The following is a 14,320-nucleotide window of genomic DNA, read 5'->3' as shown; positions in this document are numbered from 1 at the left end:
TACCTCTAACTGGTGAACGAATCCGGAGGGATGCCTGCGTTGCGAGCTGAACACGTCGATGACTTCAACCAATTGGGGAGAAATCGCAGCCGCCACGGCTCCAGAGAGTAATGGCAAAACTGCGGGTGGAGATCGACGTCGTTCAGTTTTCACGTAACTTTTCAGTGCTCGTCGGATATCGATTCGCGCTGGCCAGCGGCCTTCACCGGGTTGGCGGTAGCGTCCGCTGCTCGGGAACGGGATCCTCGATTGGTTGCCCACGCCACGACAGCTCGATCCCGCTGTCCCGCAGCCACGCCGACAGGTCGTACCCGTGCCGCGCGAGCCCGTCGACGGCGGCGTAGGCGTGCTCCATCGCCCGCTGCGCGGTCTCCGCGTCCAGCAGCTCCGCGCGCACCGCGACCACGAACTCGTCGACGTCCAGCAGGTCGGCGGCGCGCCCGGTGCGGACCTCCACGTCCAGGTAGTGGTCGACGCTGCGCCACCGCTGCTCGCCGACCTCGACGTCCACGACGTCCAGGTAGTAGTCCAGGTCCCGCTCGTGGCCGGGGCGCCAGTGCCAGCGGGTCACCCGCAGGCCGAGCGCGGGCAGCAGCCAGGACTCCAGGGCGGCCAGCCGCACGTGGCCGGGCATCGCGCGGGTGAGGTAGAGGCCGAAGGGTTCGCGGTGGAAGAGCTGCACGGGGCGCACGTGGCCCTTGGGGTCGGTGTTGGTCCCGGCCGCCAGGTCGAACACCTCGACCTTCGGCGGGTGGACGGGCAGTCCGAGCTGTTCGGCGATCTCGCGCTGCGTGGTCACGCTGCCACCATATGCGGCGGGCGCGACGTCCGAAGGTCGTCGCGCCCGCTATCTCTTCACCACTTCTGCCCTGTCACCTCCCATCGGTCGGTTTCAGGTCGAGGCGCGGGTGGCGTAGGCCGGGGCCATCGTGCCGACACCCGCGAGGACGAGGACCGCGCCGCCGATGACGTTGCACAGCACGGTGCTGGTCGTCATGACGGACCCGCTCATCACGAACACGGCCAGGATCGTCCACACGCCCAGCACCGGTGACGTCCAGGCGATGCCGTGCGTGCGGTGGTAAGCAGCCGCGAACGAGATTCCGAGCACCGTGGCGGCCAGGCCGACGACCAGGTTGTTCAGCGCCAACGCGGGAGTCGTGGCGGCGAACCCGGTGATCCACGGCGACAACGCGACGAACAGGCCTCCCAGCACGGTGAAGCCGTCCGCCACCTGAGCGGTTGGTGTTTCGGATGCCCGCTCGTAGCGCATGCGCATCTCGGTGAGATCAGGGTGCCCAGCGATGGGTGCGCTGCTCGACATGACACCACCTCCAGCGACTGGGGTGACGCACCCCATTATTCGCCTCCGCAGCGGTTCGGGCATCCCGGTGGCGCGACATGATGTCGGGGTGGGCTCGTACGCTGGGTTCCGTGGCATTCGCGACTGAGCACCCCGTACTGGCGCACTCCGAGTTCCGGCCGGTCAGCGACATCCCGCGGGCCGACGGCCGGTTCCGCGTGGTCAGCGACTACCAGCCCGCCGGGGACCAGCCCCAGGCCATCCTGGACCTGGAGCGCCGGATCAACGCCGGGGAGAAGGACGTGGTGCTGCTCGGGGCCACCGGCACCGGCAAGTCGGCCACCACGGCGTGGTTGATCGAGCGCGTGCAGCGCCCCACGCTGGTGCTGGAGCCGAACAAGACGCTGGCCGCGCAGATGGCCAACGAGCTGCGCGGGTTCTTCCCGGACAACGCCGTGGAGTACTTCGTCAGCTACTACGACTACTACCAGCCCGAGGCCTACGTCCCGCAGACCGACACCTACATCGAGAAGGACTCCTCGATCAACGAGGACGTGGAGCGGCTGCGCCACTCGGCCACCTCCAACCTGCTCAGCCGCCGAGACTGCGTGGTGGTGTCCTCGGTGTCGTGCATCTACGGCCTGGGCACGCCGCAGTCGTACCTGGACCGGTCGATCCCGCTGGAGGTCGGCGGGGAGATCGACCGGGACGTGTTCCTGCGGGCGCTGGTGGACGTGCAGTACACCCGCAACGACATCGCCTTCGCCCGCGGCACCTTCCGGGTGCGGGGCGACACCGTGGAGATCATCCCCGCCTACGAGGAGCTGGCGGTGCGGGTGGAGTTCTTCGGTGACGAGATCGACCGGCTGTACTACCTGCACCCGCTGACCGGCGAGATCGTGCGCGAGGTGCGGGACCTGCGGATCTTCCCGGCGACGCACTACGTGGCGGGCCCGGACCGGATGGAGAAGGCGATCCGGGGCATCGAGGCCGAGCTGGAGGAGCAGCTGGGCAAGCTGGAGAAGCAGAACAAGCTGCTGGAGGCCCAGCGGCTGCGGATGCGCACCCAGTACGACATCGAGATGATGCGCCAGGTCGGGTTCTGCTCCGGCATCGAGAACTACTCGCGGCACATCGACGACCGCGCGGCCGGGTCGGCACCGGCCACCCTGATCGACTACTTCCCGGACGACTTCCTGCTGATCATCGACGAGTCGCACGTGACGGTGCCGCAGATCGGCGGCATGTACGAGGGCGACGCCTCGCGGAAGCGGACCCTGGTCGAGCACGGCTTCCGGCTGCCCAGCGCGCTGGACAACCGGCCGCTGACGTTCGAGGAGTTCTCCGACCGGATCGGTCAGTCGGTGTACCTGTCGGCGACCCCGGGGCCCTACGAGATGGCGCAGGCGGGCGGCGAGTTCGTCGAGCAGGTGATCCGCCCGACCGGGCTGGTGGACCCGGAGGTGATCGTCAAGCCCACCGAGGGTCAGATCGACGACCTGGTGCACGAGATCCGGGAGCGCGCCGAGCGCGACGAGCGGGTGCTGGTCACCACGCTGACCAAGAAGATGGCCGAGGACCTCACCGACTACCTGCTGGAGCTGGGCATCCGGGTGCGCTACCTGCACTCCGAGGTCGACACGCTGCGGCGGGTGGAGCTGCTGCGGCAGCTGCGGCTGGGTGAGTACGACGTGCTGGTCGGCATCAACCTGCTGCGCGAGGGCCTGGACCTGCCGGAGGTCTCCCTGGTGTCGATCCTGGACGCGGACAAGGAGGGCTTCCTGCGCTCCGGCACCAGCCTGGTGCAGACCATCGGCCGCGCGGCCCGCAACGTCTCCGGCCAGGTGCACATGTACGCGGACCGGATCACCGACTCGATGCAGCACGCCATCGACGAGACCAACCGCCGCCGCGCCAAGCAGATCGCCTACAACGAAGAGCACGGCATCGACCCGCAGCCGCTGCGCAAGAAGATCGCCGACATCCTGGACCGCGTCTACACCGAGTCCGAGGACACCGAGGAGTCGGTGGCGGTGGGCGGCTCGGGCCGCAACGCCTCGCGCGGCAAGAAGCCCACCGGCGAGGCGGTGGCCAGCGCAGGCCTCCTCGACGACCGCGACATCAAGTCGATGCCCCGCGCGGAACTGGCGAACCTGGTCCAACAGCTCAACGACCAGATGATGAACGCGGCCCGAGAACTCCAGTTCGAACTGGCAGCCCGACTCCGGGACGAGATCCACGACCTCAAGAAGGAACTCCGGGGCATGGACGCCGCCGGAATCGAGTGATCCCCAAGTCCCGCGCCCCCAACCGCGCACAGCGGTCAGGGGCGCGAGGGGGACGCCTCAGGCGAAGGCGCTGAGCCCGGTGATGGACTTCCCGACGATCAGGGTGTTCATCTCGCGGGAGCCCTCGAAGGAGTACACCGCCTCGGCGTCGGCGAAGAACTTCGCCACCTCGTGCTCCAGCACGATCCCGTTGCCGCCGAACAGCTCCCGCGCCCAGGACACCACTTCCCGCATCTTGGTCGTGGTGAAGGCCTTGGCCAGCGCCGCCTGCTCGGCTCCGCCGCGGCCTTGGGCGACCAGCTCGTTGAGGCGCACCACGATGCCGAACATCGCGGTGATGTTGCCCAGCATCTTCACCAGCAGGTCCTGGATCATCTGGAACGCGCCGATCGGCTTGCCGAACTGCACCCGGTTCACCGCGTACTCGCGCGCCAGCTCGTAGGCACGCACCGCCACGCCCAGCGCTTGCCAGGCCACGCCGCCGCGGGTCTTGGCCAGCACCTTGGCGGTGTCGCGGAAGCTGTTGATGTTCTGCAGCCGGTTGGCCTCCGGGATGCGGACGTCCGCCAGCACGATGTCGGCGTTCTGGACCGTGCGCAGCGCGATCTTGCCCTCGATCTTGGTCGCGCTGAAGCCGGGCGTGCCCTTCTCCACCACGAAGCCCTTGACCTGGTCGTCGGCCTCGTCGCGGGCCCACACCACGACCAGGTCGGCGAAGGTGCCGTTGCCGATCCAGCGCTTGGCGCCGTTGAGCACCCACTGGTCGCCCTCGCGCCGGGCGGTGGTGCGCATGCCGCCCGCGACGTCGGAGCCGCCCTCGGGTTCGGTGAGGGCGAAGGCGCCGATCTTGGTCATGTCGACCATGTCCGGGATCCATCGGTCCCGCTGCTCCTGGTCGCCGCCGTTGTGGATGCTGCCCATGGCGAGTCCGGTGTGGACACCGGAGAACACCGCAAGGGACGGGTCGATCCGGTTCAGCTCCAGACTGAGGAACCCGGTGAACAGCGGGCTGCGCGGGGTGCCGTCGCCGTGCTCGGGGTACTGGTACCCGGCCAGCCGCAGCTTGGCGAACTTCTCGATCGCCTCGGGCGGGAACTCGGCCTTGTCCCAGGCGTCGTTCGCGAGCGGCTTGACCTCCCGCTCCAGGTACTCGCGGATCTCGGCGAGCTCGGCGCGCTCGGCCTCGCTGAGCAGGTCGGTGAACCCGAAGAAGTCGGGGTTGGTGTTGACGGGCTTGGGCATGTCTCTGTCCTCAGTGGTGCGTTCGGGTGGTGTTCGGGCCTCGGCACGCCGTCGGTTCCGCGACCTCCGCCGGAATCGCGGCGCTCCGGGGCCGCGGGTCAGGGGTTGGGGAGGTCGTGCAGGACGGCGTTGATCGCGTTCTGCCTGCGGTCGCGCAGTTCGGCGCGCTCCAGGTAGGCCTGGGGGCCCGCGCCGTAGGCCGCTTCGGTCTGGTCGGCGATGGCCGCGATGCCGTCGTCGGTCAGCTGCGGGTGGCCGAGGTCCTTCCAGCGCTCGGCCATGCCGACGCCGAGGTGGGCCATCATGTGCCGGATGCCGCCGGGGCCGCCGCCGAGGTGGAAGCTCTCGAACGGTCCGACGGTCGCGTAGCGCCCGCCCAGCGACGCCTTCACGACAGTGTCCAGCTCGTCGACGTCGACCACACCGCGCAGCACCAACGAGATCGATTCCTGCATGATCGCGCTCTGCAGGCGGTTGGCGACGAAGCCGGGGACCTCCTTGCGCAGTCGAACCGGGGTCTTGCCCAGTGCGCGGTAGAACTCCACCGCGGCCTCGACCACCGGCTCCGCGGTGCGCTCGCCCGGCACGACCTCCACCAGCGGCACCACCTGCGGCGGGTTGAACGGGTGCGCGATGAGCAGTCGCGCCGCCACGTCCGCGGGCAGTTCCTCGGCGATCGCGGTGGCGATGATGCCGGAGCTGGAGGAGGCCAGCACCGCGTCCTCCGGGGCGCGGCGGGCGATCTCGGCGAACAGCTGCTGCTTGAGCTCCAGCCGCTCCGGGCCGTTCTCCTGTACCAGGTCCACGCCCGCCACCGCTTCGGCGAGGTCGCCGGTCACCTGGATGCGGCTGCGCAGGTCGGCCAGGTCGGCGCCCGGGATGCTGGCGGCCAGCGGGGGCAGCGCCGCGTCCACCGCGTCGGCGAGGTCGTCGCGCGGGTCGGTGATGCGGACCCCGATGCCGTTCGCGGCGAACAGCGCTGCCCAGGACAGCCCGATCGTCCCGGCACCGACCACGGCGATGGTCGTCCACTTCGGACTCATGTGCCCTCCTCGTTCAGGCCAGGTAGTCGTGCACGGTCTCGATGCCGTTCAGGGTGAGGTCGGTCAGGACGTGGCTGGCCGAGACCACCTCGCGCACCGGGAGGTCCGCCAGCGGCGCGAGCACGTGCTCGAACAGCTGCAACCGCGCGGGACCGGTGTGGGCTGCCTTGACGGTGATGTCGGTGATCTGGCTGCGCACCAGCTCGCACACCCGGCCGGGCACGATCCTGAGCATGTAGGTGGGCACGGTGATCTGCGCCTCGGCCTCGGCCAGGTCCAGCGGGTGGTGCTTGTAGCCCATCGTCGCGGTGGCCACCCGCTCCAAGCCGTAGTCCAGGGTGCCCACCAGCGCGGCGTGGTCGACGCGCAGCGCCGGGGAGCCCATCACCTTGGGGTAGGCGCTGGCCTCGCGCCCGGCCGCGGTGGCCGGGAAGTTGTCGAGGTACATGGCGTGCAGGTACTCGCCGCGCTCGTCACCGAGCCGCACCGGGATCGCCTGCCCGGCCTCGACGTACGGGCCGAACGAGCTCACGTCGCCCATCTTCATGACCTCGAAGCGGACCAGCGGCTCGTCGAGCTCCAGCGGTTCGGGCACGACCGCCTGCAGCGCCTCGGCATCGGTGCGGTAGACGATGTTCAGGTACTCGCGGTCGGTGAACCGCGCAACGGCCGGGGCGTAGGCGGGGCTGGTCAGCGGTGTGGCCAGGCTCCGCCGGACCTGCTCGCGGTTCATCGTCCCCTCCACTGCGGAGCGCGCTTCTCGGCGAAGGCCCGCACCCCTTCGGCGAAGTCCGCGGATTCGCGCAGCGCCCGGGACCGCGCGTGCTGCGCGGCGAACGCTTCGGCGTCGGGCGCGCCATCGGCGAGCCGGACCACCTCCTTGACCGCGGCCAACGCCAGCGGCGCGTTGGCCGCGACCTCGGCGGCCAGCTCCAGGGCGGCGGGAAGGGCCTCGCCGTCGCCCACCACGCGGTTGACCAGCCCCAGCTCGCCCGCCCGCTCGGCGTCGATGGTGCGACCGGTGAGCAGCAGCTCCATCGCCAGGTGGTGCGGGATGCGCTTGGGCAGCCGGATCACCCCGCCGCCACCGGCGATCAGCCCGCGCTTGACCTCGGGCAGTGCGAACCGCGCCCCGGCGGCGGCCACCACCAGGTCGCAGGCCAGCGCCAGCTCGAAGCCGCCGCCCAGCGCGTAGCCCTCGACTGCGGCGATCAGCGGTTTGCCGGTCTCGGCCTCGGCGATCCCGGCGAAGCCCCGACCCGGGACCGCCGGCGCCTCGCCGCGCGCCGCGGCCTTGAGGTCCATGCCCGCGCTGAAGGTGCCCGCGGTGCCGGTGAGCACTCCCGCGCTCAGCTCCGCGTTGCCGTCGAGCTCGTCCAGGGCGGCGGCGATGCCGTGGGCCACCGCGGCATCGACGGCGTTGCGGGCCTGCGGGCGGTTGATGGTGATGACCAGGGCAGATCCGACTGCCTCGGTCCGCACTGCGGTGTTCGGCGTGCTCATTCGCCCCTCCTGAGCTCGGCGAGGACTTCCTCGGTGTGCTGGCCGGGCAGCGGCGCGTGCCGCCGGACACCGGCCGGGGTCGCGGAGAAGTCCACCGGCACGCCCACCACGCGGTAGCTGCCCTCGCTGGGGTGCTCGGCGACGTCGAGCAGGTGCCCGTCGCGCACGTAGGGGTCGTCGGCGGCCTCGTCGAGCTTGAGCACCGGGCCGACCGGGATGCTGTGCTTGCTGCACACCTCGATCCACTCGGCGGTGGTCAGGTTCGGGGTGACCGACTCGATCAGCTCGGCCAGCGCCTCGCCGTCCCGCCTGCTGTCCACGAACTCGCCGGCCAGCCGCGGGTCCTCGGCCAGGTCCGGGCGTCCGGCGGCGCAGAACAGGTCGCGGAAGTTCTGCGGGCTGTAGGGGATGATCATGGCCAGGCCGTCCTTGGTGGGCCGGGCCCGGTGGCCCTTGTTCATCGACAGCGAGAACCCGGTGGGCCCCATCGGTGGCTCGTACAGGCGGCCCTGCAGGTGCTCGACGAGGTTGAACGCCAGCAGCGTGTCGGCCATCGGCACCTCGACCAGCTGGCCCTGCCCGGTGGCGCGCTGGTGCACCAGGGCGGCCAGCGCGGAGTAGGCGATGGTCAGCGCGGCGACCTTGTCGGCGAAGATGCTCGGCAGCACCACCGGCTGCCCGATGTCGCCCGCCCGCTGGGCCAGGTCCAGCAGCCCGGACGCGGCCTGCACGGTCTCGTCGTAGGCGGCCAGATCGGCGCGGTCGGAGTCGGGGCGGAAGCCCTGCGCGTGGGCGTAGACCAGCCGGGGGTTGGTGGCGGCCAGGCTCTCGTGGTCCATGCCGAGGCGGCGCAGCGCGCCGATGCGCATGTTGGTGATCAGGATGTCGGCGGTGCCGATCAGCTCCAGCGCGCGGGCCCGGTCCTCGTCGTCCTTGAGGTTGAGCCGCACGCTGCGCTTGTTGCGGTTGACGTTCATGCTCAGCGGCGTCATGCCGGGGGTCCGGTGCAGCGTGCCGTGGCGCGCGGTGTCCTTCGGCGACTCGATCTTGATCACGTCGGCGCCGAGGTCGCCGAGGACCTGGGCCGCGTAGGGGCCCATCACCACGGTGGCCATGTCGATCACGCGCACGCCCGCAAGCGGGCCGGACGAGGAATTGGTGGGGGTCATTCGCCACTCCCGGGAACAGTTCCCGACGGATTTGTTTGCTTCGCTAACTACGTTAGTTCGGCAGGGGAGGGCGGTTCAACGGAACAGCGGAACCGTTGCGCGAACAATGGCGTGACCGCAGCGGTCACGCCGCGGGGCGGGACAGTGCCAGCTTCGCCTCGTCGATCAGTCTGCGCAGGTCGGAGTGGGTTTCGGTGCGGTCCTGCCGCCAAATCAGACCGGTCGCCAGGGCCGGGTCGAAATCCTCGAAGGGCAGCACCACGGTGTTCTCCGAGCGGTGCTTCCACATCCCGCTTTCCGGGTCCAGCATCGAAATAGAGAATGCCGCGCCATTCGCGACGAATTCGCTGGTGCTGCCGTAGTCGCCGGTGTCCAGCGTCATCCGGCGGTGGATCCCGGCCGCCCGCAGCCGCGCCGCCACCTCGTCGTAGTAGCTCGGCAGCATCCGCGCGGCCGGGCTGACGTAGGTGTGGTCGACCAGCTCGTGCAGCGACACCGAGGTCCGGGAGTCGAACTCGGCGGCGGGCAGCACCGCGCCCAGCGGTTCGCGCATCACCTCGAACACCTCGATGCCCTCGGCGTGCACCGGCAGGTGCACCAGCGCCATCGCCAGCTCGCCGCGCTGCACCCCGGCGAGCAGGTCGCTGCTGCCGCCCGGCCAGCGCTTGACGTCGCACACCGCCGCGCACTGCTGCTCGAAGGCTCGCAGCTGGTCGCGTAGCGCGGAGTGCAGGCCGGGCGGGACGCCGACGTGCACCACCGGGCGCGGCGGGCTGGCCGCCTCGCGCAACCGCCACGGGATGTCGTCGAAGCGGCCCAGCACGTCCTTGGCGATCGGCAGCAGTGCGGCACCGGCTTCGGTCAGCTGGACGTGGTGGGAGTCCCGCTCGAACAGCACCGAACCGAGGTCGCGCTCCAGGTCGCGCACCCGCTGGCTGAGCGGGGAGGTGGCCATGTGCAGCTGCCGCGCGGCCCCGGAGAACGACAGGTTCTCCGCGACGGCCACGAAGTACCGCAGGTGGAACATCTCCATGGCGTCACTCGGGCGGTCGAGGCGGTCCAGCTTGCGCCCACCAGGCTAGCACGCGCGAATCCCCTTGATCTTCAACGGTTTCCGCGCTGCCGAGGACGATGGCGACCCGCGGGGGTGACCTGTGGTGCCCAGGGGCCGGCGCGAGCACGGGCCCGCACCGGCCCCTGGGCACTACACGGGACGGGAGGTGAGGACGTGCTCGGTCAGCTGGACCAGCACGGACGCCGTCGAGCGGCGGTCCCGCGCGTCGCACATCACGACCGGGACGTGCGGCTTGATGTCCAGCGCCTCCCGAACCTCCTCCGGGCGGTAGTGGAAGCTGCCCTGGAAGTGGTTGACCGCGACGACGAAGTTGATGCCCCGCTGCTCGAAGAACTCGACGGCGGCGAAGCAGTCCTCCAACCGGCGGGTGTCGGCCAGGACCACCGCGCCGAGCGCGCCGCGCACCAGGTCCTCCCACATGAACCAGAACCGCTCCTGGCCGGGCGTGCCGAACAGGAACAGGACGATGTTCTGCGGGTTGAACGTGATGCGCCCGAAGTCCATGGCCACGGTGGTCGTGGTCTTCTCGCCGACACCCGACAGGTCGTCGGTGCCGATGCTGGCGACGGTGAGGGTCTCCTCGGTGGTGAGCGGTTCGATCTCGCTGACCGACCGGACGAAAGTGGTCTTCCCGACGCCGAATCCGCCCGCGATCAGGAACTTGAACGCGGTCGGGAACAGCTCAGAGCTGTCGGAGACCATGCAGCAACGCCTCCAGTTGTTCTCGGTCCGGCATCTCGGTGGGCACGCGCGTGGTGATCGCGCCCCAGTCGATGAGGTCGGACAGCAGTACCTTGGTGACCACGGCGGGCTGCCGCAGGTGGGCGGACACCTCGGCGACCGAGGTGGCGACCCGGCAGAGCTCCAGCATCTTGGCGTGCGTCGGTTCCACCCGGTCCGGGGCGAGGCGACCGGTCGAGCGCACCAGCGACTGCAGCGACAGCGTCGCGGAGGGCTTGGTCCGGCCGTTGGTGAGCGAGTACGGCCGCAGCAGGGGGCCAGCTTCGTTGTCCAGCCACATCTTCTCCGGTGGTCCCGCCATGGTCACCGGCCCAGTTCTCCGGAGCTCCGCGCGGCAGCGGGCTGCCGCGTCGCCGTGGTCAGGTGCGAGGGCACCCGCTTGACCAGCTGGGCGATCTCGTAGCCCAGCACCGCGGCGTCGGCCTCCGGGGTCGCGAGCACGACGAGCACCGCGCCGGGCCCGGCGGCGGAGACGAAGAAGATCACGTCGTCGAACTCCGCCACCACCTGGCGCACCCCGCCGCCAGCGCCGAAGCGCTGCCCGCCGTTGCGGGCCAGCGAGCACTGCGCGGCCGCCCAGGCGGCCAGCGCGTCGGCCTCGTCGGCCTCCAGTCCGTGGTGGTACCGGCGAAGCCCGTCCGAGGAGGCCAGCAATGCGCAGCGGGTGTGCGGGACCCGCCGCATCAGGTCGGCGAGCAACCAGCTCAGATCGGATGTCGAACCGGGCACGTCATTGGCCATCGGTAGAGAACTCCTTGGGTTCAGTGCGGGGAGGTGCGAGCGGTTCAGCCGGGGTGTTCGTCGGGGTGGCGGTCGGAGACACCGCCCTCGACGCCCTGCCGGTAGGCCGCCCACAAGCCGGGGTTGGGGCCACCCTTGGGGGTGTCATCGGCCCGTGGACCACCGGCGAGCTGCGGCGCGACGTAGCTCTTGGTGCGGTCGCGCCGGGGCAGCGGCGGGCGCTTCTCGTCACTGAGCACCTTCTCGCCCGGGAACTGCCCGGTGGGGCTCGGCTCGCTCGGGAGCTGGGCCCTGGAGAACTGCGCGGTCGCGTCCGAAGTGGACGACTGGTTGAGCGGCACGACGCCGGAGTGGCGGCCGTAGCCCCCCGCCGAGTGGCCGTTGGTGTTGCCGGAGAGGCTCTCGACGGGAGCGCGGTGCACGCCCCGGCGGATCCCGTTCTCCGGCGCCGCAACGGGTTCCGGCGGCGGTGGCCAGGCCTCGAAGGACCGCTCCGGCGCGGGCCGGGGGGCGGGCTCGGCCGCGGCGACGGGCTCCGGTTCGGCGACCGGCGGCTGGGCGACCGGCGGCTGGGGGTCCGGCGGCTGGGCCACCGGCGGCTGGGGGGCCGGTTCCGGCGCCACGATGGCGTCCACTGGGGACTTCTCGGGCTCGGGCATGTCGTCGTCCTCGCCGAGCAGCTTGTTGGGAATCACCACGTGGGCGTCCGTTCCGCCGTACATGTTGTTCTCGAGCTCGACGGCGACCTGGTGCCGCTGGCCGAGCTGGGCCACCACGTACAGGCCGATCCGGCCGTCCTTGAGCCGCTCGTCGCGGTCGACGGCACCGGGGTTGGCCAGCAGTTCGTTGATCGACGCGCGCTCGGTGACGTTCATGCCCAGGCCCCGGTCCCGGATGTCGACCGCCAGCCCGGCGGTCACCCGCTGGGTGCTCACCGTGACCTGGGTGTCGGGCTCGGAGAACGAGGTGGCGTTCTCGACGAGCTCGGCGACCAGGTGGATGACGTCGGCGACCGCGTGGCCGTGCAGCGTCCCCTCGACCGGGGGGATCACCTTGACCCGGGCGTAGTGCTCGACCTCGGCGACCGCGGAGCGCAGCACGGTGTACATCGCGACCGGCTGGCTCCACTGGCGCCGCGGCATCGAACCGCCCAGCACCGCGAGGCTCTCCGCCTGGCGGCGGACCCCGGTGACCAGGTGGTCGACGGCGAACAGGCCCTTGAGCAGGTCCGGGTCCTCGACCCGCTGCTCCAGGTCGTCGAGCCGCTGGATGGCGCGGTGCGCCAGGGACTGCACGCGGCGGGCGATGTTGGCGAACACCGCCACGCTCGGGTCGACGGCGCCGCCGCTCTCGGCGAACTGCTGCTGCATGCGGACCAGGGCGAACTCGGCCGCGGCCTGCGCCTGCCGGATCTCGTAGGACAGCTGCTCGAACGGGTCGTCGGAGGCGCCGGGTTCGCCGGTGGGCCACTTCGGCGCGGGCTGCTCACCGGCCTGGACCCGTTCCACCAGCTGGGGCAGCTCCTCCCGGCCCTGGGCGAGCTCGCGGCGCAGCGCGGTGACCCACTGCCGCTCGCGGCGCGCGGTGTCCTCGAGGGACCGCTGCACGTCCCGGGAGGAGTCCTCGGTGCGTTCGTTGAGCTCGGTGGCCGTCGCGGTGGCCTTGCGGTGGGCCAGCACGAGCAGTGCTATGCAGCCGAGCCCGCCGACGCCGAGCACTGCGTACTTCGCCTCGACCGGCGTGTCGAGGAACAGCACGACCGCCGCGGCGACCGCCAGCACGGCCAGCACGGCCAGCGGGAGCATGACCAGTCGCTGCAGCTCGGGCCGCAGGTCTTCGTCCGCGCCGGGCGATGACGCGGGTAACCGCTCGGGCTCCGATGCGGCTTGGGAGAACTCAGACATCAGCGTCCTTGGTCGGGGGAGACGGCGACGGGCACGGGGTGCCGGGGGTCGGGGGCGTCACCGCGGGACTACTGGTGTTTCACTTGTTGATCAACACATCACCGGGGTGATCCTAGCGACCCTAGTGGAGATTCAGTAGCGAGGGTGTTGACCTTCGGAAACGCTTCGATGACGCCAGGACCGGGGCGAATCGATCACCGAGCGGGTGAAACCCCAGCGTGTGATGGCGTGGTGCCCGGGAGGGGGAGGCCGGGCCGATCCGCGCTCGGACCGCTGCGGGGAGCGGGGGCCGGGCACCGGCCTGCCCAGTTGACCTGTGCGAACGGACCTCCCATAGCATCCGAACGCGATCTTGAACTCATCCATTCGGGTGGTTTCGCATCAGCTGGTGATGTCCTTGCGGTGGAAGCGCCAGATCGCCAGCACGGCGAACAGCGTCGCGTAGGCCAGCGCGGAGAAGGCGCCGTGCGCGACCTCCGTCCAGTCGGCCTCCGCGCCCAGCAGGTCGGCGTAGGCCGTCGAGTGGTGCGTCGGCAGGTAGGTGCGCAGGCTCCCCAGCGCGGTGATCTGGTCCAGGATCTCCGACAGGATCGACACCACGACGGCACCGCCGACCGCCCCGAGCGGGGCATCGGTGCTCACGCTCAACCACAGCGCGAGGCCCGCGATCCAGGACAGGTGCACGGCCAGGTACGCGGTGGCCGCCACCAGGCTCACCAGCCCGGCCGGGAACGGCACCGCCTCCCCGGTGATCGTCAGCAGGTTCCCCGCGCCGTACCAGAGCACGCCCACGCCCAGCGAGACCGCGGTCAGCAGCGCCAGCCCGAACAGCGAGAGCACCCCGGCGACGATCGCCTTCTGCCGCAGCAACCGGACGCGCGGCACCGGTGCCGCCAGCAGGTACTTCAGGCTCGACCAGGACGCCTCGCTGGCCACCGTGTCACCGAAGAACAGCGCCACCACCACGACCAGCAGGAAGCCGGTCGAGACGAACAGGGTGAACACGGAGAAGTTCAGCCCGCTCGCGGTGGCCATGTCGGCGAAGGTCCGGCCGCGGCCGCCCGCGTCGCCGATCTCGAACGACAGCAGCAGCAACACCGGCAGCACCAGCAGGAAGCCCAGCGTCAACCGGGTCCGGCGGCGGCGCAGCTGGCGGGCCAGCTCCACCCGCACCGGCAGCGTCCGCTTCGCCTGGTAGCCCTCGACGCCGCCGTCCGGTTGCGAGGGGTAGCTGCGCCCCGAGAGCACCACCGCGGTCTCGGCGGTGTCCAGCTGCCCGACCTTCGCGGGCTCGTCGAGCTGCGGCTCGTC

Annotated in this window: 14 protein-coding genes; 1 reads left to right on the top strand and 13 read right to left on the bottom strand. The window is 70.7% G+C overall.

Annotated features, from left to right (window positions below; all coding sequences use genetic code 11):
- Positions 1-202: 202 nt before the first annotated feature.
- Both ABT324_RS10610 and ABT324_RS10605 read right to left on the bottom strand, forming a co-directional pair.
- Positions 203-799: a ribonuclease FAU-1 family protein gene (locus ABT324_RS10610; RefSeq protein WP_351174786.1), complete on the bottom strand. Its 597-nt coding sequence runs from the start codon at positions 797-799 to the stop codon at positions 203-205.
- Between the two features lie 93 nt (positions 800-892).
- The gene (locus ABT324_RS10605; protein WP_351174784.1) at positions 893-1,324 is read right to left on the bottom strand and encodes an SPW repeat protein; all 432 of its coding nucleotides are present in this window, start codon (positions 1,322-1,324) and stop codon (positions 893-895) included.
- A 110-nt stretch (positions 1,325-1,434) separates the two neighbouring features.
- On the opposite strand from ABT324_RS10605, the gene uvrB reads away from it, so the two are divergent.
- Positions 1,435-3,591 (top strand): excinuclease ABC subunit UvrB, encoded by a 2,157-nt coding sequence (gene uvrB, locus ABT324_RS10600; protein ID WP_351174782.1) that lies wholly within the window; start codon positions 1,435-1,437, stop codon positions 3,589-3,591.
- A gap of 57 nt (positions 3,592-3,648) precedes the next feature.
- Here the strand turns inward: uvrB and ABT324_RS10595 are convergent, their stop codons facing one another.
- The 11 genes from ABT324_RS10595 to ABT324_RS10545 form a co-directional block, all read right to left on the bottom strand.
- The gene (locus ABT324_RS10595; RefSeq protein ID WP_351174780.1) at positions 3,649-4,833 is read right to left on the bottom strand and encodes an acyl-CoA dehydrogenase family protein; all 1,185 of its coding nucleotides are present in this window, start codon (positions 4,831-4,833) and stop codon (positions 3,649-3,651) included.
- Positions 4,834-4,931: 98 nt separating this feature from the next.
- The gene (locus ABT324_RS10590; RefSeq protein ID WP_351174778.1) at positions 4,932-5,876 is read right to left on the bottom strand and encodes a 3-hydroxyacyl-CoA dehydrogenase NAD-binding domain-containing protein; all 945 of its coding nucleotides are present in this window, start codon (positions 5,874-5,876) and stop codon (positions 4,932-4,934) included.
- Between the two features lie 13 nt (positions 5,877-5,889).
- Positions 5,890-6,609 (bottom strand): acetoacetate decarboxylase, encoded by a 720-nt coding sequence (locus tag ABT324_RS10585; protein ID WP_351174776.1) that lies wholly within the window; start codon positions 6,607-6,609, stop codon positions 5,890-5,892.
- Positions 6,606-7,379, bottom strand: coding sequence for a crotonase/enoyl-CoA hydratase family protein (locus tag ABT324_RS10580; RefSeq protein WP_351174774.1), 774 nt, complete (start codon positions 7,377-7,379; stop codon positions 6,606-6,608). Before ABT324_RS10580 ends, ABT324_RS10585 begins: the two co-directional genes overlap by 4 nt.
- Positions 7,376-8,548: a CaiB/BaiF CoA transferase family protein gene (locus tag ABT324_RS10575; RefSeq protein WP_351174772.1), complete on the bottom strand. Its 1,173-nt coding sequence runs from the start codon at positions 8,546-8,548 to the stop codon at positions 7,376-7,378. The genes ABT324_RS10580 and ABT324_RS10575 overlap by 4 nt, the downstream gene beginning before the upstream one ends.
- A 124-nt stretch (positions 8,549-8,672) precedes the next feature.
- Positions 8,673-9,581, bottom strand: coding sequence for a LysR family transcriptional regulator (locus ABT324_RS10570; RefSeq protein WP_351174770.1), 909 nt, complete (start codon positions 9,579-9,581; stop codon positions 8,673-8,675).
- A gap of 171 nt (positions 9,582-9,752) precedes the next feature.
- Positions 9,753-10,325, bottom strand: coding sequence for a GTP-binding protein (locus ABT324_RS10565; RefSeq protein WP_351174768.1), 573 nt, complete (start codon positions 10,323-10,325; stop codon positions 9,753-9,755).
- A complete protein-coding gene (locus tag ABT324_RS10560) occupies positions 10,306-10,665 on the bottom strand; it encodes a DUF742 domain-containing protein (RefSeq protein ID WP_351174889.1) in 360 nt (119 codons plus the stop codon). Before ABT324_RS10560 ends, ABT324_RS10565 begins: the two co-directional genes overlap by 20 nt.
- Before the next feature lie 2 nt (positions 10,666-10,667).
- Complete coding sequence (locus ABT324_RS10555) at positions 10,668-11,105, bottom strand: roadblock/LC7 domain-containing protein (protein ID WP_351174766.1); 438 nt, start codon at positions 11,103-11,105, stop codon at positions 10,668-10,670.
- Positions 11,106-11,149: 44 nt separating this feature from the next.
- The gene (locus ABT324_RS10550; RefSeq protein WP_351174764.1) at positions 11,150-13,009 is read right to left on the bottom strand and encodes a sensor histidine kinase; all 1,860 of its coding nucleotides are present in this window, start codon (positions 13,007-13,009) and stop codon (positions 11,150-11,152) included.
- A 381-nt stretch (positions 13,010-13,390) separates the two neighbouring features.
- Positions 13,391-14,281: an ABC transporter permease gene (locus ABT324_RS10545; protein ID WP_351174887.1), complete on the bottom strand. Its 891-nt coding sequence runs from the start codon at positions 14,279-14,281 to the stop codon at positions 13,391-13,393.
- Between the last annotated feature and the right edge of the window lie 39 nt (positions 14,282-14,320).

This window comes from Saccharopolyspora sp. NPDC000359 (genome assembly GCF_040300525.1).
Classification (GTDB): Bacteria; Actinomycetota; Actinomycetes; order Mycobacteriales; family Pseudonocardiaceae; genus Saccharopolyspora.
The sequence above is the reverse complement of the archived record's forward strand: the minus strand, read 5'-3'. Positions and strand labels throughout refer to the sequence as shown.